Annotated in this window: 26 protein-coding genes; 5 read left to right on the forward strand and 21 right to left on the reverse strand. The window is 31.9% G+C overall.

The annotated features are described in order from the left end of the window. Positions 1-69: 69 nt before the first annotated feature. Positions 70-810, forward strand: a complete 741-nt coding sequence (rluF, locus tag ACUUYC_RS04350; protein ID WP_474264207.1) for a 23S rRNA pseudouridine(2604) synthase RluF — start codon at positions 70-72, stop codon at positions 808-810. 45 nt (positions 811-855) lie between these two features. On the opposite strand, the gene ACUUYC_RS04355 is transcribed toward rluF, so the two are convergent. The 3 genes from ACUUYC_RS04355 to ACUUYC_RS04365 form a co-directional block, all read right to left on the reverse strand. Next, positions 856-1,578 carry a LytR/AlgR family response regulator transcription factor gene (locus ACUUYC_RS04355; RefSeq protein WP_474264209.1) on the reverse strand — a complete coding sequence of 241 codons (723 nt, stop codon included), beginning with the start codon at positions 1,576-1,578 and terminating at the stop codon, positions 856-858. Positions 1,579-1,580: 2 nt separating this feature from the next. Beyond that, complete coding sequence (locus tag ACUUYC_RS04360; protein ID WP_474264211.1) at positions 1,581-2,642, reverse strand: sensor histidine kinase; 1,062 nt, start codon at positions 2,640-2,642, stop codon at positions 1,581-1,583. A gap of 104 nt (positions 2,643-2,746) precedes the next feature. Beyond that, positions 2,747-4,141 (reverse strand): alpha/beta hydrolase family protein, encoded by a 1,395-nt coding sequence (locus ACUUYC_RS04365; RefSeq protein ID WP_474264213.1) that lies wholly within the window; start codon positions 4,139-4,141, stop codon positions 2,747-2,749. 284 nt (positions 4,142-4,425) lie between these two features. Between ACUUYC_RS04365 and ACUUYC_RS04370 the strand changes: the two genes are divergently transcribed. Both ACUUYC_RS04370 and ACUUYC_RS04375 read left to right on the forward strand, forming a co-directional pair. Then, positions 4,426-6,144 (forward strand): helix-turn-helix domain-containing protein, encoded by a 1,719-nt coding sequence (locus ACUUYC_RS04370; RefSeq protein WP_474264215.1) that lies wholly within the window; start codon positions 4,426-4,428, stop codon positions 6,142-6,144. A 116-nt stretch (positions 6,145-6,260) separates the two neighbouring features. Beyond that, positions 6,261-6,410, forward strand: a complete 150-nt coding sequence (locus tag ACUUYC_RS04375) for a hypothetical protein (RefSeq protein ID WP_474264217.1) — start codon at positions 6,261-6,263, stop codon at positions 6,408-6,410. A gap of 351 nt (positions 6,411-6,761) precedes the next feature. On the opposite strand, the gene ACUUYC_RS04380 is transcribed toward ACUUYC_RS04375, so the two are convergent. From ACUUYC_RS04380 to ACUUYC_RS04460, 17 genes are all read right to left on the reverse strand, one after another. Further along, a complete protein-coding gene (locus tag ACUUYC_RS04380) occupies positions 6,762-7,439 on the reverse strand; it encodes a DUF6090 family protein (protein ID WP_474264219.1) in 678 nt (225 codons plus the stop codon). 44 nt (positions 7,440-7,483) lie between these two features. Then, complete coding sequence (locus ACUUYC_RS04385) at positions 7,484-11,173, reverse strand: metallophosphoesterase (RefSeq protein WP_474264221.1); 3,690 nt, start codon at positions 11,171-11,173, stop codon at positions 7,484-7,486. A 50-nt stretch (positions 11,174-11,223) separates the two neighbouring features. Next, a complete protein-coding gene (locus ACUUYC_RS04390; protein ID WP_474264223.1) occupies positions 11,224-11,493 on the reverse strand; it encodes a hypothetical protein in 270 nt (89 codons plus the stop codon). Positions 11,494-11,513: 20 nt separating this feature from the next. After that, a complete protein-coding gene (locus ACUUYC_RS04395; protein WP_474264225.1) occupies positions 11,514-11,765 on the reverse strand; it encodes a peptide methionine sulfoxide reductase in 252 nt (83 codons plus the stop codon). 8 nt (positions 11,766-11,773) lie between these two features. After that, positions 11,774-12,127: a DM13 domain-containing protein gene (locus tag ACUUYC_RS04400; protein ID WP_474264227.1), complete on the reverse strand. Its 354-nt coding sequence runs from the start codon at positions 12,125-12,127 to the stop codon at positions 11,774-11,776. Between the two features lie 27 nt (positions 12,128-12,154). Next, positions 12,155-12,598, reverse strand: coding sequence for a heme-binding domain-containing protein (locus ACUUYC_RS04405; protein WP_474264229.1), 444 nt, complete (start codon positions 12,596-12,598; stop codon positions 12,155-12,157). A 10-nt stretch (positions 12,599-12,608) separates the two neighbouring features. Beyond that, positions 12,609-13,139 carry an N-acetyltransferase gene (locus ACUUYC_RS04410; protein WP_474264231.1) on the reverse strand — a complete coding sequence of 177 codons (531 nt, stop codon included), beginning with the start codon at positions 13,137-13,139 and terminating at the stop codon, positions 12,609-12,611. Then, positions 13,132-13,629, reverse strand: coding sequence for a peroxiredoxin family protein (locus ACUUYC_RS04415; protein WP_474264233.1), 498 nt, complete (start codon positions 13,627-13,629; stop codon positions 13,132-13,134). The genes ACUUYC_RS04410 and ACUUYC_RS04415 overlap by 8 nt, the downstream gene beginning before the upstream one ends. A 25-nt stretch (positions 13,630-13,654) precedes the next feature. Further along, a complete protein-coding gene (locus ACUUYC_RS04420; protein ID WP_474264235.1) occupies positions 13,655-15,091 on the reverse strand; it encodes an FAD-dependent oxidoreductase in 1,437 nt (478 codons plus the stop codon). A 31-nt stretch (positions 15,092-15,122) separates the two neighbouring features. Further along, on the reverse strand, positions 15,123-15,662 hold the full coding sequence (gene msrA / locus ACUUYC_RS04425; RefSeq protein WP_474264237.1) for a peptide-methionine (S)-S-oxide reductase MsrA: 540 nt from the start codon (positions 15,660-15,662) through the stop codon (positions 15,123-15,125). Further along, entirely contained in the window at positions 15,652-16,113 is a 462-nt protein-coding gene (gene msrB / locus ACUUYC_RS04430; RefSeq protein ID WP_474264239.1) for a peptide-methionine (R)-S-oxide reductase MsrB, read from the reverse strand. Before msrB ends, msrA begins: the two co-directional genes overlap by 11 nt. Before the next feature lie 176 nt (positions 16,114-16,289). Continuing rightward, on the reverse strand, positions 16,290-16,784 hold the full coding sequence (locus ACUUYC_RS04435; RefSeq protein ID WP_474264241.1) for a hypothetical protein: 495 nt from the start codon (positions 16,782-16,784) through the stop codon (positions 16,290-16,292). Between the two features lie 104 nt (positions 16,785-16,888). Further along, complete coding sequence (locus ACUUYC_RS04440) at positions 16,889-17,518, reverse strand: cytochrome P460 family protein (protein ID WP_474264243.1); 630 nt, start codon at positions 17,516-17,518, stop codon at positions 16,889-16,891. 19 nt (positions 17,519-17,537) lie between these two features. Beyond that, positions 17,538-18,653 (reverse strand): cytochrome P460 family protein, encoded by a 1,116-nt coding sequence (locus ACUUYC_RS04445; RefSeq protein WP_474264245.1) that lies wholly within the window; start codon positions 18,651-18,653, stop codon positions 17,538-17,540. A 23-nt stretch (positions 18,654-18,676) separates the two neighbouring features. Continuing rightward, a complete protein-coding gene (locus ACUUYC_RS04450) occupies positions 18,677-19,045 on the reverse strand; it encodes a hypothetical protein (protein ID WP_474264247.1) in 369 nt (122 codons plus the stop codon). A 34-nt stretch (positions 19,046-19,079) separates the two neighbouring features. Continuing rightward, positions 19,080-19,871 carry a helix-turn-helix domain-containing protein gene (locus tag ACUUYC_RS04455; RefSeq protein ID WP_474264249.1) on the reverse strand — a complete coding sequence of 264 codons (792 nt, stop codon included), beginning with the start codon at positions 19,869-19,871 and terminating at the stop codon, positions 19,080-19,082. 96 nt (positions 19,872-19,967) lie between these two features. Continuing rightward, on the reverse strand, positions 19,968-20,801 hold the full coding sequence (locus tag ACUUYC_RS04460; RefSeq protein ID WP_474264251.1) for a helix-turn-helix domain-containing protein: 834 nt from the start codon (positions 20,799-20,801) through the stop codon (positions 19,968-19,970). Positions 20,802-21,135: 334 nt separating this feature from the next. On the opposite strand from ACUUYC_RS04460, the gene ACUUYC_RS04465 reads away from it, so the two are divergent. Further along, a complete protein-coding gene (locus ACUUYC_RS04465) occupies positions 21,136-22,377 on the forward strand; it encodes a Pycsar system effector family protein (protein ID WP_474264253.1) in 1,242 nt (413 codons plus the stop codon). A 65-nt stretch (positions 22,378-22,442) separates the two neighbouring features. Here ACUUYC_RS04465 and ACUUYC_RS04470 read toward each other — a convergent pair whose 3' ends face one another. Then, positions 22,443-24,821 carry a GAF domain-containing protein gene (locus ACUUYC_RS04470; RefSeq protein ID WP_474264255.1) on the reverse strand — a complete coding sequence of 793 codons (2,379 nt, stop codon included), beginning with the start codon at positions 24,819-24,821 and terminating at the stop codon, positions 22,443-22,445. A gap of 283 nt (positions 24,822-25,104) precedes the next feature. On the opposite strand from ACUUYC_RS04470, the gene ACUUYC_RS04475 reads away from it, so the two are divergent. Then, positions 25,105-26,001: a metallophosphoesterase family protein gene (locus ACUUYC_RS04475; protein WP_474264257.1), complete on the forward strand. Its 897-nt coding sequence runs from the start codon at positions 25,105-25,107 to the stop codon at positions 25,999-26,001. Positions 26,002-26,079: the final 78 nt, after the last annotated feature.

Here is a 26,079-nt window from a genome sequence, read left to right on the forward strand (position 1 = left end):
GTTACGCTTCTAGCGTAAAGAATATAGACAATTTATTTTCCTTAGCTTTGCACTTTGAAAGGATTTTAGATGAGTGATACACAATTGACAAGAATCAATAAGTTTTTAAGTGAAGCTGGTTACTGTTCGCGCAGAGCCGCTGATAAATTAATTGAACAACGACGCGTTACTATTAATGGCGTTGTTCCAGCTATGGGAACTAAAATTGCGCCAGGCGATGAAGTTCATGTTGATGGTAAATTGATTTCTGATCCAAAGGAAAAACCTGTGTATTTAGCTTTTAATAAACCAATCGGAATTGTCTGTACAACGGATACAAAGGTTGAGAAGGATAATATTATTGATTATATTAATTATCCTACGCGTATTTTTCCAATTGGACGTTTAGATAAACCCAGTGAAGGTTTAATTTTCTTGACAAGTGATGGCGATATCGTGAATAAGATTTTACGTGCGAGAAATAATCATGAGAAAGAATATGAAGTAACTGTAAATCATCCGATTACAAGTGATTTTATTCAGAAAATGGGCGATGGAATTCCAATTTTAGGAACGCTTACAAGACAGTGTAAGGTAGAACAACTTACAAAGTATTCGTTTACAATTGTTTTAACTCAAGGTCTAAACCGTCAAATTCGTAGAATGTGTGAGTATTTGGATTATAGAGTTGTAAAACTAAAACGTACACGTATTATGCATATTCCGTTGGATGTTCCTGTTGGACAATGGCGTGATTTGACAGAAGAAGAACTACAAGGAATTTACGATTCAACAAATCATTCTTCTAAAACGCATCTCGATAAAACATAATTTTGTATTTCAGTACTTTTATACAAATGTCAAAAAGCATGGATTTTAAAATCCAAAAACTTCTTTAAACTTGTACGATTGTCTACGAGAAACTTCTATTTCTTGTCCTGAATTTTTCATCACAGCTTTGAGTTTTCCGTTAAACCAAGGAACTACTTTTTCTATATACTGCAAATTGATGATTTGTTGGCGATTTGCTCTAAAAAACGTTTCTTCCGGTAACTTCGCTTCTATTTGATTGAGCGATTTGTAGATTAACGGTTTGTTGTCTTCAAAATATACACGTGTATAATTGCCTACAATTTCAAATATTGCAATTTCAGAAATCTTTATTAACCAACAGTTTTCACCATCTTTTATAAAAATTTGACGATGCAACTCAAATGGTTTTTCTTCTGATGTTTCTTTTTCAATCGTTGTGATGACTTTTTCTATGGTTTTAGAAAATCGATCTTGATTGATAGGTTTCAGTAAGTAATCAAACGCATTGTATTCAAATGATTTTATAGCGTATTCATCATATGCTGTTGTGAAAATTGTGAGTGGAACATTTTCTAACATTTCTAACAATTCAAAACCATTTTTTTCGGGCATGTTAATGTCTAAAAACAATACTTTTGGTTGCACTTCATTAATTAAATCATACGCTTTGTCTACATTTTCAGCTTCGCCAAGCAATTCAATTTGCGGATGTTTTTTTAGGAGTTCTTTTAATTCATTTCGCGCCAAGCGTGAATCTTCTACAATAACTGCTGTGATTTTTTCCATAACTACGATACAGGTATTTGAATGATGGCATGTACTTCATTTTCAACTTCTTTTAGCATAAAACTCGCTTCATTTCCATAGAGTAATTCCAATCGTTTTTTGATGTTGTTTAATCCAATTCGGGTAGAATCTGTTTCCGTTTTTAACGTTCCAGTATTATTTACTTGTAAAATAATTTTTTCGTGATCATCCTTCACTATCAATGTTATTTTTCCACCATTTTTCTGATTGGAAACACCGTGTTTTATTGCATTTTCCACCAACATTTGTAATACCATTGGAGGAATTTTTATTTGTGTGAGTTCTTTTTTCACATCTTGTTCATATACTAAACGATCTTCCAATTGTATTTTGGATAAAGCAATATAATTGTCTACAATTTCAAGTTCTTCCGAGATATGAATTGCATCAACTTTGTTCATATTTAGCGAGTAGCGCAACATTTCCGAAAGTCGTGTTAACATATCTCTGGCTTTGTCTACATCTTCTAACATGAGTCCGCGAATATTGTTTAGACTATTAAACATAAAGTGCGGATTGAGTTGTCCTTTAAGCGTATTTAACTGTGATTCTTTTAGAGAAGCTTCTAAACTTAAATGATCTATTCTATTCTTTCGAATTCGTGCTGCAGATTTTACAACTACATAAATAACTCCCCAAATAAATATAAAGATTGTAATATTTAGGAATGTTGATAAAACACTAAGAATTGACCATTCATTTACTCTTCCATTAAAATGCAGAAACATAAAATCTGCACAAATCATCAGTATTAAAGAAAAAGTAAGCGATATAACAGCTAGTACAAGAAAAGCTTTTAGATAGCTTTTTGAGTTTTGATTGGCGACAAAGTCATTTTTTTTAAGATAATATCTAAACAATGTTGTAAGTCCTATTCCTAAAAAGAGAAAAATTAGTCCTTCAAAAAAAAAGTAAATTGCTGTGCTTTTACTTTCTGGCACAAGAAATATCTTTGCCCAAATATTTGCAGCTGTTATAAATCCCCAACCTAAAAATTGTAAGATCCAAAAGATAACTGTATTTACTTTTTTTGACACTGCCATGAAATGTAGATTCTAAGTAACGTTAAAAATATGCACTTTTTGACGTTTTTGTATTAAGTCTAGAAGTGCATATTGTTTTTTGATTGATTCGATTGATGATTCGATTAAAATCTTTCTTTGATCCAACTAGATACAAAGTTAAGCGCAACTGGTGCAAATGTTTCTTCTATTTTTGCATATTCTGAAAACGCTCCTGTTTCTGAAGTTTGAAATAAATGATTTAAGTCTTTAAACTCTTTTATAGTAACGTCTTTATTATGTTTTAATCCTTTTTCTATGGCATCAAGATTTAGTTTTGAAATTACTTGAAAATCTTTTTCTCCATTTACTGCTAACACTGGACAATTTACTTTTGGCAATGATGTTTGCGGATCGTATCCTAAGAATTTTAACATCCAAGGTGATGTAATCATTTTCACTTGTGCACTGATGGCTTCGTCAGTAAGTTCTTTTTGTGATTTTTCTGAGGTCATTTTCGTTTTCATTTCTTCATATAAAGCTTTGATTTCTTTTTTAGAACTTTCACCTTTATAATTTGCACAAATATCATAGATCTTCCCTGAAAATTTTTGAGAAACTTCAACCTCATCCGCTGGATATCCTTCTAATTCAGATGCTTTTTTTCCTTGTGTTAATAGTACTTCTTTTCCTGAAACTCCAGGTCCTGCAAGCAAAACACAAAAGGCTACATCTTTATTTCTTGCTGCAATTATCGGTGCAATAAGTCCTCCTTCACTATGTCCTACAAATCCAATTTTCTTTACATCTACATCAGTACGCGTTTTTAAATATTTCATTGCTGCTTCTGCATCATCTGCAAAGTCAAAAGAAGTTGCATCTTCAAATTTCCCTTCAGATTTTGCAACACCTCTATCATCATAACGTAGTACTGCAATTCCTTGACGTGTTAGATAATCAGCTAATACTAAAAATGGTTTGTGCCCTAATAATTCTTCATTACGGTTTTGTGGTCCAGATCCGCTAATTAAAATCGCAACAGGAGGATTTTTCACATCTTTTGGAAGAGTTAATGTTCCTGCTAACTTAATTCCTCCAGCTTTTGAATTTTCAAAAGTTACATCTTCTGAAGCGTATGGAAATGGTTCTTTAGGATCTTGTGGCTTCCCTTTTTTTACGACTTCTCCTTTTGTTAAGATCAGTGGAAATTCTTGTCCTGCTTGTTTGAATGTCCCTTTTAAAGAACCTTCTACTAAAGTTGCTGTATATTCTATTCGTGCTTTACTAAACACTATAGTCAATACATTATCTTTAAAAGTTGCACTATCCATTGGAATTCCAAATGCTCCTTGTTGTGGACTGTCCATGGTAGCTGAAAATGCTCCATTGTCTTCAGAAACATTAAAGGCTAACGGAAGTTCTGAAGATTGTACTTTTAAGTCTCCTTTCCAAGTTCCTGAAATGCCTTGAGCAGAAGCCACTACCGTGGCTAAGAAGAACGCTAATTTGAAAATGATTTTGTATAGTGTTAATGATTGCATGTCTGTTGTTTTTTGATTACGATGTAAAAGTATATGGTTATACGTCCTTAGACAACGAGATTATGACGAACGGGAAATTGAATGTGCTGAACGGTTCATCTCCATATTTCTACTATAAGTTTAGAGGTAATCTGTACCAAGAAACATTGTTTTTTTTGATAATGCAAAATATATGGAATTTTTCATACTCAAACACCGACAACAATTGAAACTTACTATCTTAAAGGAAGGAAAATAATTATTAATATATTTGAATCCCTAAAAAATAGTATAAGTTGTTGTGTATGGTATCTAAGAAAAGGATGTTTGTTTTTTTGTTATATTTTTTAGTTGCTCATGTACATTATATTGGTTTTTCTCAAGAATATCTCCATCAAAAAGATTCATTAAACGACTATACTATAGAGGAGATTAATACTTTATTTATCAAGTATAAGTATTCTGATCCTTCACTAGCAAAAGTATATGCTGAAACTTTATTGAAACGTGCCGAAAAAGAAAATGACTCACAAAATAAGTACAAAGCCTATTCATATTTAGGCGAAATTGAAACGATTAAAGGTGATTATAAATCAGCAATTATTTATTATGACCAAGCAATTTCGCATATAAAAAACACAGGGAAAACAGATAAGATATGTGAAGAGTTGCTCAAAAAAGTAAGTGCATATTTAGATCTTGGCAATCAAAAAGAAGCGCTTAAAATCTATAATGAAGCAACCGCGTTGTATACTGATGCATATAAGCTTGTGCAAAAAGAAAACGATTTGGAGTATGAACTTTTTTTCTCTTCTTCGCTGGCTGCTATAAAATATAGGCTTGGAAAATATGAAGAGGCGAAAGAAATATTTTTACGAAATCTACATTTAGCTAAGGGGAAAAAATTTAAAAACAAGTACATCCATATTAATTTATTACTAAATGTCGGTGTTAGTTATTTAGATTTAAATCAACTCGATTCTTCTTTATATTATAATAAAATAGGTCTTAAGAAAAGTATTATTGCTGATGATATTGATGGATCAAGTTATTTCTTGCTGAATATGGGTGTGGCTCATTATAAAAAGAAAAATTATTCGGAAGCTATCGAAGTATTCCAAAAAGCAGAAAAAGTTATTATTGGCCTAAAGAATGAAACACGTTTAACATTTGTACATTTTTATATTGGGAAGTGTTTTATGGCAATGCAACAGTATGACACAGCTATAACTTCTTTTATGGATGTCATTGCAATTGTAGAGAAACATTCTTTTATACCTTCTGAATTGAAAGATACTTATAAGTTATTGGCCGATTGTTATACCGTAAGAGGAGATACAGAAGAAGCCACTCAGTTTTATCAAAAACATATACAGTTAAGCAAAGAAGCTGTAGATCATAAAGAAGAAGCCGTTGAGTTACTACACAAAGATGAAGTTGGAGGTTTAGAACAGGAAATTATTGTCAAAGAAAAGATTAAATCGCAACAGCAATTTTATATTTTAATCCTTATTGGACTTATAGGAGTCGTTATTGGCATTTTATTTTTCTTGATCCATATGCATAAAAAACAAAAGCTTCTATTTGAAAAAATTATTGATCAGCAAAATTCCCATACCCAAAAAGAGGTTGCTATAAAACCCATCATTACTGATGAAAAGATACAAGATATTTTAGTGCGATTAGAAAAGTTAGAGCAACAGGAATATTTTTTAAAGCAAGAATGTAATCTGAAAAATCTGGCTACTAAAGCAAAAACCAACTCTACTTATTTGACAAGAATATTAAAAGAATACAAAGGAAAAGTCTTTTACGATTATATTAATGAACTACGAATAACCTATGCAATAGAACGGTTAAAAACAGATAAGAAGTTTAGATCGTATACTATAAAATACATTGCAAAAGAGCTGGGTTATAAGAGTTCGGATTCTTTTTTGAAACATTTTAAAGCGCAAACAAAGTTGTATCCTTCCTATTTTATTAAAAATTTGAATAAGCTTTCACAACAAAAAGATAACTAGAAAGCACTACCTATTTTGCACAAAATAGGTAGCATACTTTTGATTATCTACATTGTTTTTTCAACCTTAGATACTTCATTAAGTAATTCACATTTTTAACTCTTAAAACAACTACAATGAAAAAAGTAAAGCACAAGAAATTCTACTTCAACAAAGCTGTCATCACAAAAATTAATTTTCCTACTCTTTCTAAAATAAATGGTGGTGGTGATGGTGCAAATGGTCAGATGAGAACCATTTTAGGATATAAATGTCAGCATGATTGATATGAAAATAGAATAGTAAAAGCGTTCCCTATTTTGCATGATATTGGGAACTGTTGTTTTTTTTTAGCATGCTTCTAAAATACTTTTATCTCATCAAAATTTACCAATAGAATTATGTATTGATTGTTTTGTAGGGAGAAAGCCAAAAAGCCCTTTTTACTAGAGTAGGCGTATTTAACAATCTTAATTATCATGAAAAACAACAAGCCAAAATCTAAATTAACCGTTAACAAAAAAGTGATTTCTAATTTCGAAATTCATCAAATTAAAGGTGGATTCTTTTCACGCTATTGCTCACTTTATCTTAAGTGTGCACATCATTAATATTCATAAAAAAGAGAGTGGTTTAAATCACTCTCTTTTTTTTATTTCTTCAAGGATGACTTTTGCTCGTTTCTTAAATATTTCTAATTCTGGCAAGAATACTTTATAGGTTATAAAGTAGATCGTTGCAATTCTATTTTTATAGTCAGCATCGTTTAATGCATAATCAACAAATTCTTTATTTGGTTTAAAAGAGATTAAGTCTGCCCACCATTCATAATTTTTTTTGAAGTGTGAATAGTTTTCTCTAAAGTCAGAAGCGCGCATATCATCGTCAATTTTTATTTCGCGCAAGCGTTCCGTATAAAATTCTATAATCTGTGTTGGTAGACTGTCTTTATAACTATCTGTATTAAAATCCGTTAATTGATTGTACCCACGTTTATTGAATGTAATTTCTGGAAATCCAATGGTTAAATACGCATATTGCGGCTTCAACACATAATCTATACGTCGCACAGAATCGTTGAGAACTTTTGTAAATAAAGGATCAGCTGTTTTATAGAAGTCTTGAATTTTTTCTATTTCTTTTAGATCATTTTCTAAATCGTCCTGAATAATGCTATAAATATTGAGTAGTTTTTGTTTTTCCTTTCTATTTTCATTCCAATTGTTGAGCGAAACTGCAATCAATATTCCAATTACAACCAAAATAATTTCACCTATTGCATACCCAAAATATTTTCCTATTTTTTGATTTTTCAAAAGCTTGTTTCTTTGATTCCTAAATAGTTTCATGTGTGTTTCAATTAAAACCCAAATCCTACTCCAAATGCAAAACGTCCTCCGTCATCTGAACTGAACAATGAGAATCGTGCGCTTATAAGGTTTGCTCCAGTTACCCAAATTCCACCACCGAGCGATGTATTCCATTTGCGAGAAGCATCATTTTCTATCCAAACTCTACCATAATCAAATCCTCCAAAAACACCAATGTTTATTGGTAATACACCAGTTTTTATTCGTCTTAAGTTTAAGCGTATATCTGTTGTTTGTACAAAAGCACGTTTTCCTGTAAATCGCTCATTTCTAAATCCACGCAATCCTGTATTGGCTCCTAGAGTAGCTCCTTGATAGAATTCAAAACCATCACCAAGGTTTAAGTGTCCTCTAAGTTTCGTTGCCAACACCAATTGTCCACTTGGGATTAGTTTGTGATCAATGGAAAATTCTGGAATTATGTATCCAAACCCTTTAGAGGTACTTACATTGTTTTTGTATCCAGTTTGCAAACTTACTTCCATTCCCATTGTTGGGAATGCTTCATTGTCTACATTTTTGAAATGATATTTTGCGTCAACTCCATAGAAATCTTGTTGATCAAACACTGTAGAATTTGCAGGTAAACTTAAATCTAAGAATCGCGCTGATGTACGTTCTACCTCATTGCTTTCGTAGAAAACTCCAGCTGCAAAACTTCCACCAAGTTGTCCTCTCCAAACAAGTGAAGGCGCTACTTTGAACGTTCTTACTTTTACTCTATTGAAATCTAAGTCTGCGTCAACTCCATCATCATCATCTGCTTCAAAGTTTGGTGTTTCATTTCCAAATCCAAAGAAATTTATAGCGTAGTTTGGACTGTTGAATTGTGCTTGCACTTGAAGATTAAAATTCCCAACTACATTGGCAAATTCGCCTGTATATCCTAAATCAAAACCATTTGTTGCAAAGTAATATGCTGCCGAAATGGTATGTTTTGATGTAAATGGATTGCGTTCAAAACCATAGTTTGTAAATGTGTTTGATACACCAATTTTGAAACCATCATCAGGATTGGACCCAATTGTTGGAATTAGTTGATTGGTATTGTTTTTTAGTTTTTTATAATCATACACATTTGTTTCGTAATCATCCGTAAGTTTTTTGCTTCCTTTGTTGGTTACAAATTCACTTTTCTTTGATTTGTAATCGTATATTTTTACTTGTGTACCATTTTGAATGTCGTATATATCTTTGTTTTGTCCGCCAATCAATCGAATTTTAGTTTTACATTTTCCATCACCAAATACATGAAATTTATCATCATCATCTAAACCATAAATCCAGATTTCTTTTGTTTCCGTATTCGTATAGCTACGTTCGTGAAACTTTTTGCCTCTTTCACCTTTTTTGATTCGATATGCCGTTACTTTCGTTTGTCCATTAGCCAAACGTTCAACATCAAACCAATCGTCTTTGTTTGTTCCTTTTATGATTGCAAACTTGTTCACTAACGCATAATATCTATCGGCTATTTTTTGAAGATTTGCACGTCGTGCTTTTAGCTTCTTTTTTATATCATCTACAGCTGCGTCACGTACTTCTTTTGGAAATTCTAAGAATGCTTTTTCAATTACCTCATCTGTTAGTCCTTCTTGAATTGATTGTACTTGTGCGTCCCAAACTGCTTTATCTGATTGCTGAATAAGTTCCATATCTAGCGGATATGGCTCTACATTTACACCTTTTACATCAACTAAATCATCATCATATTCACGCAATAATCGGGCAGTTGGCATTATTCTTACAGCTGTTCCAAGTAAGAAACCATCAGACATTATTGAGAAAGCCTGATCGCGATCACGTGGCATCGGGCGATATACTTTTTTACCGTTTTCTTTGAATTCTATCCAACGCCATTGATCTTGATGACGATCCCAATCACCAATTAACATGTCAAATAAACGTGCTCTAATGTATGAAGCTTCGTCTACAATGATATCTTCATCTTTGTGAATTTTCTTCATCATGTCTTCCGTACTGATCAATTTATCCTGAAAACCAAAACTTGCTAATTTGCTATGTCCTTCAGAAGTATGTTCTTCAATCATGTATAATTCGCCTCCAAATTCATCATTGTATTGTCCTAATGCATTTTGTTTTGGCACATAGTATAGTACTGGATTCGTATGATAAATACCTACAGCATCCGCCAATGTTCCTATGGCAAAAGGTGCATATGGATGTGCTCCTGTAAATACATCTAAGATTAAATCTTCCGTAGCCGTATCATTAAATTGCCCTTCTATGTATTGATCTTTAAATAGTACTGATTGTAAGTATTGCAATGCTTGTTTACGAAGTGCACGCATTACATATTGCGCTCCATTTTTATCTTTTAATCGTAATGATTTTGATTGATTTCCTCCACCTTTTCTAACAGGAGTTAGTCCACCGTATAAAGTATCTAAATTTACTGTTGGTGCGGTTACTTTTGTACTGTATTGTTTTCGATAGCGATCTCCCCATAGAAATTTACCAAATCCTGATGTTTTTGTTTCTTCTTCTGTATAGATTGATGCTGCTTTTTCTTTTGGAAATTGAACAGGATAATTTTGAGCTATTATTTTTTCAGTTGCTGCCAATACTTCTGTTTCAAAAACAACTTTGTTTTCTTCTGCTGAATAGAAACGTACATGTGACGAACCATCTTTGAATACATCTAATCGTGCATATCCTGGTGTTCCATATGAGAATTGTCCGCCTTCAACATTGCGTGTTCCAGATGTTTTTGCTCCTGAACCACTTACAATTTGGCGTAAATTATCTTGAATTAAATATTGTAAACTATGTTCGTGTCCTGAAACAAATATGACTTTATCATTGTGTTGTGCAATTGTTACCATTCGTTTTTTGAACTCATTGTAACGTTTGTTAGACAAATCGACATTTGCAACACCACTCGTACTTCGTATGATGTTTTTTAAGGACCCAAGTATTGGAATTGGAGACATGTGACTTTTAAACGTGTATTGTCCGCCATGAGATCCATTTGTATACATTGGATGATGTAGTGCTACAATTGTTGTTTTTCCTCTTGATTTTTTCACCAAACTACTGAATTCATCAAAAAATCGGGTTCTTGTTTTTATATCACAATCGTCATTCATTGTTGGATGATTGTCCCAATTCGTAATATACCATTGACTATCAACCAAGATTAGTTCGATGTCTTTACCGATGTGAATTTTTTCTATTGGACAACCATTTTCTGGTAAGAATGTATTTTTCCCTAGTTTCTTTTCTATGAATTTTTCTTGACGTTTTAGTCCTTTTAAACCATTACTATACCAATCATGATTCCCAGGAATAAAGATTGTTTCTCCTTTAAAATCTTTTACAATTCCTGTTTGAACTTCTAGTTGATGTTCTGCAAAGGCACGATCTTCATGATTTTTTTTAGGCAATCCTGCAGGATATACATTATCACCCAAAAATATAGCTGTACTATTTTTAGATGCTTTTTGGAGTTCTTTTTCAAACATTTGCAATGCTTCAGAAGTTTTTCCTATTGGAGAGTTTCCTGCATCACCTATTAGATAGAAAGAATGTTTTATTTCTTTATCGGCTGGAAATGAATTCACATTCATTGTTTCTTTGTATTGTGCTTTGAAGGTAGCACAAGCACTTACAAAAAAGATACAAATGATTACTATGAACGATTGTAATGATTTTATCATTGGTTGGTTTTTTAATGATTTAAAGATACTCATTCAATTTAAAAAATGAATTACTTTTTATAACTGAGTTGACATGTTTCGCAGCTATATGTATCTTTTTTTAATGTTATCTTATCAAGTTTGCTAACAACTTCATGAATAAAGTTGTTGTATTCATTATGTTCTGGGGTAATATTATTTGCTTTTAGTTTTTTGTAAAACTGACCTTCCCACTCTTGTTTTCCCCAACAGTTAGGACAAATTCCTTCTGGTGCTTTTGCAGTAGTTTTATCTTCTGCTTTTTTGCTAAAATATTGCTTTACACTTTCTAAAATGTTCATACTACGATCCTATTTATAAGTTATTTTACTATTTCATAATTAGTTAAAAAATGAATCACTTTTTGTTCTGGCATTTCACAAGGTTTTAAAAGCTCATCTTTTGTTGTAATATAGTAATTTAGACTTATAAAGTCATTACCGCCTAACTCTTCTGCATAGATTTTATAGCTATTTCCATTGTTGAATTCACTTTTTGTAATACCATATTTCTTAGCATTGTAAGTCACTTCTGAATATCCTAAAGCTATCGCATCAATTCTTTCTTTAATCATGCTGGTTTTTATTTCAGATCAATTCCTCCCCAAACTACTGAATATTTTTCACAAAGAATGACAATAGATTTGTAGGTTGAAAGTGTTTCAGCGTTTGGCAAATTATATTGTTGTTTTCCTTTTATTGCTTTTAATTCATCAATGTACAATCCATCAATATTAACAGCTTCATTTACACCAATGTTTGCCATTTCTTTTTTTCCTAAAAAGATTTTTAAATCTGGACCATCTGGCGTTTCAAAATTGTCATCTAGTATGAAAAAATTGCCTTTTTTGGTTTTTAGCACAGTCCAATTTCCTATGGTGATTTCATCTTTGTTAATCCAAGTTTTTCCTTTTTCTTCTGAAAGTATATGATTCATTTTTGTTTGCTTTTTATTTTAGTTTATTTATAAGCTAGATAACCATGCTATTATTTGCTTTTTTTCTGCGTCTGATAGTTTAGCATCAGAATGAATCATTGTGTATGATGATAATGGCATTTTATTTTCTTGAATGTTTACTGCTATTTCAGAAATTAAACCATTTCTATCTCTTTCATCTATTGTTGCCCAATTTGAAAAATTGAGTATTGCCTTTCCATTTTTTATATGACTGTCCACATACCAAGATGCTGGAGCAATGTTATCATACCAATAGTATTTTGTATAGTTGGAATGACAGTTGTAACAAGATGTTTTTAGTAAAGAACTTATATGATTTGGTGCTTTTTCCGTGATTAAGAAATCATCTGTAGTCGTTTCTTTTTGTTCATTTTTATTCGGTCTATAAAACTGAATTGCAATTACTATTAAAAGTATAACTAATCCGACTTTTTTTAATTTCTTTGACATCGCACTTTTTTTATTTAATGATATTCCGCCATTTTTCACTTCGTTTTGCAACCGCTTTTACATAACTGCATACAGCAATAGCCTTGTAACCTTCGTTTGTTAGTTTTTCAAATGTTTTTTCTACCAATACTTTCCCAATACCTTGACCTCTTAAGTTGTATGGAACTTCAGAGTGCACTAAATACATTTTATCATTTCGTAATTGGTAAGTGACCTTAGCCAGTTCGCCGTTAATATTTAATGTGTATTGATTGTTTTCTTTGTCATGAACAATTTTCAAACGACTCGGAATTAGCTTGTTTAACCATTTTTCTAACTCTTCTTTGTATGGATTCCTTAATTTCTTTTTTCCGATTGTAATCGTTGGAAAATTGAGTTTTCTATTTTCATATAGATTTCTTAATTCTTCGGCATGATCTTCATTCTCTTCTACATCTAAAAATTGATATGGCAACTTTGTTTCATCTAGCAAAAGTTTGTAATAATGTGTTTTATGACAACCTTCAGCACCATATAATTTTATTTCAGGAATGTTATTCATAGTTGAGTCCTTTTAAAAAATCAATTGCTGCATCTGTATTTAGATGAAAATCTGCAAATACTATATTATCATGCTTATCTATGAATATAAACCAAGGCGTTCCTCCTGTTTGATAGTTTTTCATGATGTTCGATGTTGATTTCCCATCATCGCCAGCATCATGTCCAAAAGGAATTTTTAATTCATATTGCTTTTGTGTTTCTACCATTTTTTCATAGGTATTCTTCTCAAATCCTTCAAAAACAGTTTGAATTGCTAAGAATGTAATTTTAGGATTATCCTGAAGCGCTTCTACCATTTTTTTAAGACTTGGCAAACCTCTACTATGGCAACCTGGACACCAGTTTTGAAAACAGTATATGATTTTAAAGTTTCCTTTATAGTCTGAAAGTTTTATAGGAGTTGTGACATTCCCATTAGCATCAATCCATTGATTGACGTTAAATTCTGGCGCTTTGAAAATTTTGTTTTCTTCTGTTTGATTTGACATTTTATGTCCTTTCTTTTTTTACTGTTTATTTTAAATAACTTCTAATACCATAACTTGCTAAAACACCTTCTCCAGTGGCTGCAGCTACTTGCGCTATTGCGCCTTCTCTACAATCTCCAGCGGCAAATATTCCTTCTACAGAAGTTTCAGCCAATCCTGTTGTTTGAATAAATCCTCTATTATCCAACGCCACAACATTTTTAAATGATTTTGTATTTGGAATTAGTCCAATAAAGATAAATACGCCATCTGCTTCTAAAATTGATTCTTCATTCGTTTCATTATCTTTTATTCTTAAACCATTAAATAATTCGTTTTCATCCGAAATAAATTCTAAAGACGTTTTATTCATATAGGTTGAAATATTCTCTATAGTGTTTAGTTTTTCTACATAGGTTTCTGAAGCCGTGAAGCTTTCAGATCTGTGTACAATTTTGACACTTTTACAAAAACCAGCTAAAAATATACCTTCTTCTAAAGCTGAATTTCCACCTCCAATTACAATGATATCTTTATCTCGATAGAAAGCACCATCACAAGTTGCGCAAAAATGAATTCCAGAACCTATTAGTTCTTCTTCATTAGGAATGCCCAATTTTCGATAGGTTGAACCTGTAGATAATACTACTGATTTCCCTAAATACGTTGTGCTTTTCGTTTGAATTGAAAATATGTCATCGCTTTTTTCTATCGCTACAACTTCTTCGCCTGTTTTGATCACAGCTCCGTACGTTTTGGCTTGCTCTTCCATTTTCTCCATTAGTTTTGGACCAGAAATAGATTGAAACCCTGGATAGTTTTCAATTTTTTCCGTTAGAAATGCATTTCCACCAATAGTAGATTTCTCCAAGATTAGCGTATCAAAGCGATCTCTTTGTGCATAAATAGAAGTCGTTAATCCGGCAGCTCCACCACCAATAATAATGGTATCAAAGATTTTATGTTCTTTCTCAATATTTATAGAAAGTAGTTCTGTTAATTTTACATTATCTGGATTCGTATGCGGAACATCATCTATTAAAATTGTTGGGATGATTCGTTTTCCATTATTTATCTCTTCCACTTTAGTGGTAGCCCAATCGTATTTGTCAACATCAATAAATTCAAAGTTAATTCCATTATCTCTTAGGAAACTTTTAGCTCTTCTACAATCTGGACACCAATCTGCTCCAAATAATTGGACTCTTCCTACTTCATTGATTCCTAATATTGAAGCTAATTCAACATTATCAGGATTTGTATATGATTTTCCTTTAATAATAAGCGTTGGAATAATTCGTTTTCCATTGTTAATTGCTTCTACTTTAGCAGTAGCTTCTTTATCCAAATCAACATCTACAAACGTATATGTTATGTTGTTTTCTTTTAGATATGCTTTAGCTCTTCTGCAATCTGGGCACCAATCGGCACCATATAATAAAATATCTGTCATTCTTTTTATGTTTTTAAAACAGGCTTCCAAATTGTTCGCATTTGGAAACCTTGTTTTGTTTTTATTTTAATTTATCTCCGTGAAGTTTGCGAAGCTTTGTGAGTTTTGGTGTAATTACAAAACTACAATAGCCTTGTGCTTGATTGTTTTTGTAATAATCTTGATGTTCTTTTTCTGCTTCATAGAAAATATCTAATGGAGATATTTCTGTTACAATCGGATCTTCGTAATATTTAGCAACTTGATCTAACACAAGTGCTGCGCTCTCTTTTTGCTTTTCATCATGGTAATAAATTACAGATCGATATTGCGTTCCTCTATCAGCTCCTTGACGATTTAAGCTTGTAGGATCATGCGTTGTCATAAATATGAGCAAGATATATTCGTATGAAATTATACTTGGATCATATGTTATTTGAATCACTTCTGCATGTCCAGTAAGTCCAGAGCATATTTCTCTGTACGTTGGTTTCCCTGGAGCATTTCCTCCTGAATACCCAGAAATCACTTTTTCTACTCCTTTAACTTCTTGAAATACGGCTTCTGTACACCAAAAACAGCCGCCACCAAAAGTTGCTAATTTTAAGTTGTTAGTTTCCATTTGTTTCCTCCTTTTTTAGTTCCATTGATTCAGAGTTGATACAGTATCTCAGTCCACTAGGTTCTGGTCCATCAGGAAATACATGTCCAAGATGTCCGTCACAGGTATTACACATTACCTCAACCCGAATTATACCAAAAGCAGTATCTTTTTCATACTTGATAGCATTTTCTTTGATTGGCTGTGTAAAACTTGGCCATCCAGTTCCTGAACTAAATTTGATTGTAGAATCGAATAAAGGTGTATTACAACATACACAATTATATTTTCCTGCATCATGAATACTACAAAGTGCTCCACTATGTGGACGCTCAGTGCCTTTTAATCTTGTAATTCTGTATTGTTCTGGCGTTAATTGTTCAATCCATTCAGATTCTGTTTTTTCAACACGATTGTCTGGAGTTGGATTTCCATTTACGGAGAAGCTAATTACATCTTTCCAAGTAAGCATATTATTATTCCTTTCTTTAATTATTAATAACACAAAGATACACCGTACGCATCCTATTTAGAATATCTATAATTCCTCTGAAATTGTACTTTTTTCTAAAAAACGGTCATTGTATTATACCTTCTTGTTTCTAGTCGTTTTTTTAAGTTTTAACTTTCAATAGATTGGTGACAGAATTAGAACTCATAACTCAGATGAAATCCTCCAAAAAGCCTGAATTCTTTTCCCGCAAGCATTCCCAACGTTGGTCCAACATGAAGGTTTCCAATTTTGAAAGCAAATTCACTTTCTATGTATGCAGCTATTTCTGTGTCTTTATGTGCGTTTGGTAATGAAAAACTTGGTCCTGCGTTGATGGTTAGAAAAGACCATCGTTTGTGACTTATTAAAGCTGCTAATTCGTGTCCAATTCTTTTATCGTCTTCAAATAACATTGTATAGCCAACTCCAAACGCCCATTTATGGGAAGTCCAATAGGTAAGATGAACTTCTGTTGCGAAATCCGAATGACTGTGTTCTGGCGTATAAATTAGTAATCCTGAAACTACAAGTTCTAGTCCAGGATCTTTTTCTGTATTGTTTTCTGAAGTATGATTGTGTTGTTCTTGCGCAATACATATTGTACTACATACAATACTAAACAATATATATAATAGTAGTTGTTTTGTCATTTGTTTCATTTTAAAAAAACCTAAAAAGGTAAATTATATGTATATAAAATTTATTTCCTTTTTAGGCTTACTATAAACAATCGAGTGAAAAATAATTTCCTTCTTTATTTTGCAGCAGTTCTTTTAGCTACATTTTCTGGAGCTGTTTTTTCTCCAACTCCTTTTGCTACTGACAATACAGGATAGTATTGTGTAAATACAAAGTCGTCTCCAGCACTTGCGTTATGACAAGCATTACATTGTTGTGTTTCAAAAGCCTTTCCTGTAGCTGCTAATGTTCCTTCCGTTGGATTTGTAAAACTATAGTATGCCCAATTTCCAGGTTCATTTGGGAAATGTTTTTTACTTTTTATGGTAGCTTCTAATCCAATAAATTCTCCCATAAAATATCCTTTACCACTTACAGCAGCTTTGCTTCCAACACTTACTAATTCTTTAATTAGAATTGTTCCTTCTCTCCATGTTCCCGTTTTTTTATAGTGTTTGTAACTTGCTGGATCTATGTATACATTATGAAATTCAGGGAACGCAGCTTTTCCATCGTTCATATCATTTGGAGTTAGTGGCGTACCAACATATACCCAACTTCTGTAGTTCGTTGGACGTATTAGATCACCTTCATTATTCATTTCAAAAAAGGTTACGTCTCCATATTCTTCGTTGTTTCCACTAGAACAAGCGATGAGCATTATTGATGCAAATACGGCGGTTATTATAATTTTTATTGTTTTCATTTGTTTCTTTTTAGTTATTTTATTTTAAAGGATATGTAGTTCTAACCATGTCATTTCCTATGGTATGACAACCAACGCAACCTTCTACACCATTACCAATTGCGGCAAGTTTATTAGCATCTTTAGGATCAGTAACTTCATACCAAAACCATCCATTTCCACCATCTGATTTTTCATGCGTTTTAGCCATTACTGCCCAACCAGAAAGTGTATTATCTGCGTTAAACATTTCTTTTACAATTACAGACCCTAGTGGATGTTCATCATTTCCTTTTTCTAGAGATGCTGCAATAATATCATTGATAAAAACACGAACTGGCAATCCCAATTTTTGATGCGGTCCTAAAGACGGATGTGCTTCTTTTTCTTTGTTTGTATATGTTTTGTATTTCCCCGCTGCTAGGTATGCAAATAATTGGTCTTTAGACAGTGGGATATCTAATGTCAATCCATCTGGTGTTGGTGCTGACGCTTCCCACTTCCCTACTTTTTTAACTTCTTTTTTTGCTGCTGCGGCTGTTCTTCTTGCTGCATTTTCAGGAGTTATATTTTCTCCAACACCTTTTGCTGCTGATAATACTGGATAATATTGCGTAAATACAAAATCATCTCCTGCGCTTGCATTATGGCAAGCATTACATTGTTGTGTTTCAAAAGCTTTTGCAGTTTCTGCTAACGTGCCTTTTGCAGGATTGGTAAAACTAAAGTATGCCCAGTTTCCAGGTTCATTTGGAAAATGTTTTTTACTTTTTATGGTAGCTTCCAAACCAATAAATTCTCCCATGAAGTATCCATTTCCGCTTACGGCTGCTTTTGAACCAACACTTACTAATTCTTTTATTAGTATAGTACCTTCTCTCCAAGTCCCCGTTTTTTTCCAGTATTTGTAGCTTATAGGATCTATATATACATTGTGCAATTCTGGAAAAGCAGCTTTGCCATTATTCATATCATTTGGCGTAACTGGCGTTCCTACATAAATCCAGGTTCTATAGTCTGTTGGACGTATTAAATCTCCTGTTGCATCCATTGTGAAATAAGATATCTCTTCATATATATCTTTGCTATTTTCACAAGCAAAAAATGGTATTATCAGTACAAACAACAGGTACATTTTGTTAATTTTTCTTCGCATAATTCTATTGTATTTTAAGTTGGTTAGTGACTCGTTAATTTATATGTAGTTTTATGTATGCTTTTGTTTTTCCATTTATTATTCATGGCTACTTCTGTGAAAAATAAATTCCCTTTAAGATTTTTACATATAATGTGAATCTTAAATGAGATATTATTATTCAAGGTTTCTATTTCGCTTATATTGAATTGCATTACTTTAACAGATGAATTCAATAAGTTTCTTCGCAAGTACTTAAGCCAGCTACTTTTTCGTACAGTTCTTTCTTTTTGATTGTAACTAATGACCAAATTTTGATTCATATATGTACGGATTGCTTCCTCCACTTTTTTATGTTTTAATAGTGTGATGAATTGCAATGATTCAAGATGACTTTCGCTAGTATTATTCATATTATCGAGTTAATTTACTATTTATCAAAATCAATTACTTGGACATTTTTCCTTTTTTAATTTCCGTTTGCTTTCTAAAACAAAGCGCAGTGATACCTTCATTTTTTTTGAAGAATCTTGCAAAGTATGCTGGATCATCAAAACCTAGTTCGTAACAAATTTCCTTTATTGGCTTGCTTGTGTATAGCAATAACTTTTTTGCTTCCATCAGCAGCCTTTTCTTTATAATATTATGTGGTTTGTCAATGCCTTGTTTTCCTAGTTTAATAAGCAATTGCTTTGGAGGAATATTTAGTTTACTCGCATAGTTTGCGACTAAATGATCTGTTTTGTAGTAACTAAAAACTAGTTCATTAAAAGCCAATACCGTTTTATATTGTTTTTCAATTTTAGCATTTAATACTTTTAAAAAAATTGCGTTGATATGATGATCTATTTCACAACGTTCTTGTTCATTATTTTGAAATAATGTTATGATATTTGCTACAAGCCTATTTATTAAAGTTGCATCAGTTCCTCTAAATTCTACGATAGAATTATTAAAGTGATTACTCGTGATCCAAGGATTGAAATGTATTTTTAAAATTGCACTAGGTAAGCTCTTTACTTCTAGTATTACAAAAGCATTTTCTTGTTTAGACGAAGCATAAAACACTTGATCTGGATTAAGAATTAGAATAGAATTTGCTTTGGCTTTTTTTTCTTCAAAATCTAGATTGTATAAACATGCATCCTTTTTAATCCAAACAATTTTATAATGACTAACATCATTAATTAAAATGTTTGAACCAATTTGAATGTCAAAAATATTTTCGGAAGTTATCATAAGTGTACCTCTTATTTTTCGAGGTAAAATTAACTCATGATGTAGTTAGATAGAATGGCTATTCCACCTATATAATTGTAGATTTTTCTTTTGAGGTTACTTTAAATTATGTTTAAAAGCAGATGGAGAATATCCTGTATGTTTTTTAAAGAATTTTGAAAAGTGTGAAGCTTCAGAGAACCCTAATTCTTCTGTTATTTCGTTCATGTTTTTATCAGAAAATCGCAATAAACGTTGTGCTTCTAAATTGATTCGTTCACTAATTACTTTCAGAGGTGTTTTATAATTGTATTTTGAAAAGATGTTTGAAATTGATTTTGGCGCAATGTTTAGCATTTCTGCATAGTCCGATACTTTATGATGTACTCTAAAGTGTTCTTCCACCAATAAATTGAATTGTCGTATGATATCTAATTTCGCATCATAAAAACCATTATTAGGCATTCCTTTTCGAACCAATCGCACCGATTTTATAAGGAGTCTTTTTAGTAATACTCGCAACATTTCTCCTTGAATATGATCATTATTCATAAATTCTTCTTCAAATATCATCAGTAGAATATCATAGCTTCTTTGCTCTTCAGCATCAAGTATAATTAATGGAGGAACAGATGAACCCAAAAATAAAAGTCCATTACACGCTACTTCATTATCATGATCTCTGATACAATAAAATTCTCTATTAAAAACGTACGCAATCAAACCACTAAAAGGAGTTTCTATTTTTATCGTATTTAATGGTGTACAGAATAATAGTTGATTTTTTTCAAGACTTATATGGTATCCATCAACTGTAAGCATTACTTCAGCTTCTTTTGCCCATATAATTTTATAATTGTCTTTGTTTAAAGATGCTGTGAAGTTTCCTTCGCTAAAATCAGTTAGTATAAAAACACTTTGTTCTGTAAATCCTTGAAATTTAAAATTCATCCTTTAGAATTATATTGTTACGCTTCTACTTTTTATTAATATTAGGCTACCATATTGAGTAAAGGTATTTAGTATTTGATTAAAATGATAATGCAGCTAAATATTCTTATTGCACATTTTTCTTGTAATCATCCAATAATAGCTTGAATAATTTATGTAATATTAGCATTCAAATATATTATTTTTTAAAAATATTTATGAAAACTTACAAGTATATGTTTAACAAAACCTTATGAAAGGTTCTGTAAAATATATGACTAATTCTTACGTTTTAATCATCTTTATTAAACATTAATTAAAGTTTAGTATTTTTACTCAAATTAAAGAAATCTTTATGGACACTCTTATTGTTGAAGCTGAAAAATTTGTTATTGATTTTTTAAATAAGAATTTAGACAGCAAGTTTGTTTATCATAATTTATCACATACAAAACGTGTTGTTGAAAAAACTCAAGAAATCATTGAGGGTTTAGCACTTTCTGAAACAGAGGCACAACAATTACTACTTGCCGCTTGGTTTCATGATACTGGTTATACTAAATGTATGGACGATCATGAAGATGATGGAGTTACCATTGCTACTGGTTTTTTGAAACAACAAAATGTTTCTGAAGAAACTATTAATGTTGTCAATCAATTGATTATGTCAACTAAAATGGGGCATTCGCCAACTACACTTCTTGAAAAAGTTATTTGTGATGCAGACTGTTCACATATAGGAAGTAAAAATTTTAGTGATTTAACAGAGTTGCTTCGTAAAGAATGGGAACTTACGAAAGATAGAGTTTTAACGGAAAGTGAATGGCTTGAGGAGAATATTAATTTTCTAACAAGTTCGCACAAGTTTTATACTTCTTTCGCAACAGCAAAATGGGAAAAACAGAAAGGGAAAAATCTAGCAAAGCTTTTAAAAGAGAAGAAGAAGATAGAGTTAGAAAGTTCAAAACTACAACAGAAAAAAGCCGAATTAAAGTTTAAGAAGAATAAAGTTGAGTTACCCGAACGTGGAATTGAAACTATGTTTCGTGTCGCGTTACGAAATCACATCACGCTAAGTGATATTGCTGACACTAAAGCAAACATACTTTTATCGGTAAATGCCATTATTATTTCTATGGTGCTTTCTAATTTGGTTTCTAAGTTAGACAATCCTTCTAATAATTATTTAATTTATCCAACAATCATTTTTGCCGCTTTTACAGTAGCTTCTATGGTGCTTTCTATTTTGGCAACACGTCCAAATGTAACACAAGGAAAATTTAGCAAAGAAGATGTTGCAAATAAGAAAGTAAATTTATTATTCTTTGGGAATTTCCATAAAATGAAGCTTGGCGAATTTGAATGGGCAATGGGCGAAATGATGAAAGATCGCGATTATTTATACGGTTCACTCACAAAGGATTTATACTTTTTAGGACTCGTTTTAAATAGAAAATACGGCTTATTACGAACTACGTATACCGTTTTTATGATTGGTATTGTAGTGAGTGTATTATCTTTTGTAGTTGCTTTTTACTTAAGAGATCCTGAAGCTGGAAGAAAAGTACATGATACAGCAATGGCGGTTTTAGCTTAATATTTCAAAGCACTACATTTCTGTTTTTTACTTTCGTTTTCTTTACACTACAGAAAAGAAGAATTCTATTTGAATTCTTCCATTAATTGATCTATAGTTAACGATGATTTTTCACAAAAATCTTCTTGATATATTACTTCTACACGCAACGCTCGTAAACCAGAAACACCTTGTAAGTCTTCAAGTTCTAGCTTTTCAAGTTTTCCAAAGTAGTTTTTAGATTGCATGTATTTGATATACTTTATGTATTCACGTGCATCTTTGTCTTGCGAATATACAATGGCAATTTTCCCAGGAACCGTTAAACGTTCTGTCGTGTCTTTTATATTGGCTTTGTCAATACGTTTTTTAATAATTTCATATCGAATATTATACGCGCCATCAACATCAAATTGCTTTTCGTCCATGCGGAATTTAATTGCCAACGGATTGCTATGCACTAAGATTAAAGAAGCCACTTGCAAATCATGATCCATCTCTTTTCTAGTATGATGCGCTACTTGCTCCATCTCGTAGGTATTTTGCAATTGCCATAAACGCAAGTTGTATAAATACAGTGAATGGAACGATTTATCTCTTACTAACGATTGTCCTATATACATGTTATACTCAACACCATCCGTTTTGTATCGTTCAAAATAGTGTGGAAACATTTCTTGCGCTTCTTCTTGCTTTTTGTCTATATAATTAGCCAACTTGTTGTTCAAAATCGTAACACTATGCTCGTATGCTTTACGTTTTTCATATACAACTTTTAGTTCATCATCCAAACGATTCATGTACGTATCTACATGTATTGCAACTTCAGCGTCTGACTCTTTTAAATGTCTAAATACTGGATAAATATCTTTCTTTAAAAATTCTAAAATCCCTAGTTCATCACCAGCATTTAAACCATCTTTTGTGTGATCTAAATATTCTGTAATTCTAAATGCAAGTTCTTCATAAATTGGCAAGTTTGCCTTTTGAAGCGCGGCTTTTAATACATCAACTGCCAATTCTAATTGAATCGTTAAATCTTCTCTAATTGCTATATTTCTTGCAATAGATGAACCTTTTATATCACTTTGTCCAAATAATGGGTGAACACCTTCAAAAACGATATCATCTACGATAGGGTTTTCTGCATTTTCTGCTAGTGCAGATTGGTACTTCTCTGCAGCTTCATAAAAACGCCATTTTACAGACGAATGAATAGATGTGTAGTGTTCTTGAATTGTTGCCTCAAGTATGTTTTGATAATCTTCTGCCGAACGTGTTACTGCCGATTCAAATACAGGAATGATATCTCTTAATTTTTGCTGATTTACCGAATTGAGCTCATATGCTCTTGGTGAAGCAATTTCTAAAATTGCTAAATCATTACTTTTCTTTGCTTTGATAGGAATTAAAATAATACTTTGTATTCCTTGATCTTTTAAGCGTTTAAAGAAGTTATTTCCTTCCGTATTTTCCCCATATGCTTCTACATCAGATATTGCAATTGCTTCTTGTTTGTAAAACACTTTTTCAACAATACTATCACAGAAAAATTTTGCGCAAGTAATTTCTTTTTCTTGCTTAAATACTAAACTATCTGCTTGTTTTATGCGTGTTACATGTCCTTCCTCATTTCCTGTAGCATTTACAAATACCGAATACCCAAGTTTCAAGTCTTTTATATTGAAAAATTCTCGTAGATTTTGACGAACATCTGTAATTAAATTATCATCGCTACGCAATAGATTTGTTCGGATTGAAGATAAGGTTTCATCAAACGTAACATCAAAAAGATTCATGATTCCGAATCCTTTAAAAATGTAACTATCTTTTGGAAATTTCTCTTTCCAAACGTCTATATTATCAAAATTATCCAACAACATTCGAACATCTTCATCTGTGATTTTAGGCGCATTTTCTGTTGGAATTACTTTGCAAAAATCACCATTAAAGGCAACTCTATAATGTTTTGTAACACCTAATTTTTTATCTGGAATATCAAAATAAAAAGGACGCTTTAAGTCAATATTATATCCATAACATACTGCCAATATCATAACGCATGCATGTAGATACATTTCTTTCTCGTCTAAATTCCTTGCGGTAAAGTCGTATGAATCGTCTGCTTCTTTAAGTATTTCTTTAAGTCTATTTGAATATTTGAATGATTGAAAAGAAAATGGAACTGTAGCTACTTTGATTTCGTTGTTTGTCAGTATTTCTGGAAACAAACCTTCTAAAACCAAATCAATTTGTTCTTGATATTCTTCCAGTTTTGAAAAATCAGTAAATCCTTCTCTAAGTTCTGGATAATTATCTAAGTATTTAATAACTTCAACGGCCGATTTATGATATGGATGGTTTTCATCTGCTGCATATTTATCATAAAAAGCCATTACTTGGTCAAAGCCAATGACAAGCTGTAAAGGTAAATTTAAATCGTGGTTTTCATTTTTTTGATCCATAGTCAAAATCATTTAGTATACAAAGATACGAAATCCTCAGTTTTAAAGGTATTAAAAGAGAATACGCAACTTTAAAGTATTCGTTTATTTATTAATTGCACTATATATAGTAAGACGTTATAGTCTGCTTTGTATTGCAATATTTAGTAAGTTTATTTATGCGACATATTTTATTGCCGCAAATAAAAGAAGCTTGTTTCTAATTTCGCTGCTTTTTCCTAATCTGTACTGTAGTTGCAGTAGTTGTTTTTTTTACGGATATTTAGCTCTATAAAATTATCTTATGTCTTCACAAACTCGTTTGACACGAGCGTATCAACAGGCGCTTCAAATTCCGTTTGATCACAATTCTAAAATTGTGCTTTTTAGCGATTGCCATCGTGGAGATAATAGTTTTGCGGATGATTTTGCCAATAATAGAAATATTTATTTTCATGCATTAAAACAATACTACAAACAAGGTTTTACATATTGCGAGCTTGGTGATGGTGATGAACTTTGGGAAAATTCAAGTTTTGATTCCATTTTTAAAGCACATAAAAATGTATACATGATTATGAAAGCTTTTCATGAAGCCAACCGATTGCATTTAATTTGGGGAAATCATGATATGGTGTATCGTAAGGAAAAATATGTACGGAAGCATTTATCAACGTATTTTGATCCAAAAACAGGAACCGATCAGCCATTGTTTACCAATTTGAAATACCATGAAGGTATTGTGTTAAAACATACAGAAACACAGCAAGAAATATTCTTAACACATGGACATCAAGCTGATTGGTGGAATTATATTTTTTGGAAATGGAGTCGTTTTATGGTGCGTGTTTTGTGGAAACCTATGCAAGTCTTAGGAATTGCCGATCCAACAAGTCCTGCAAAGAATTATAAGAGTTTGATTAAAGTAGAACGCAAAATTAAAAAGTGGATTATCGATAATAATAATTTAATGACAATTGTTGGACATACACATCGCCCACGATTTCCCGATCCTCATGAGATTTCTTTTTTTAATGATGGAAGTTGTGTGCATCCACGAAGTATTACAGGAATTGAAATTGAAAATAACGCCATTTCGTTGATTAAATGGTATACTTCTACAACTGATGATGGTATTTTAAAGATAAAACGTGAAGTACTGGAAGGTCCAAGAACATTGACTGAATATCAGCCTAGATAATCTGTTTTCTAAAAATTGTTATTTAATTATAAATCAACACTAATCTTTAACATTTTCAAACGCAACTTTTCTTAATAA

This window comes from Kordia sp. E, from assembly GCF_056033805.1.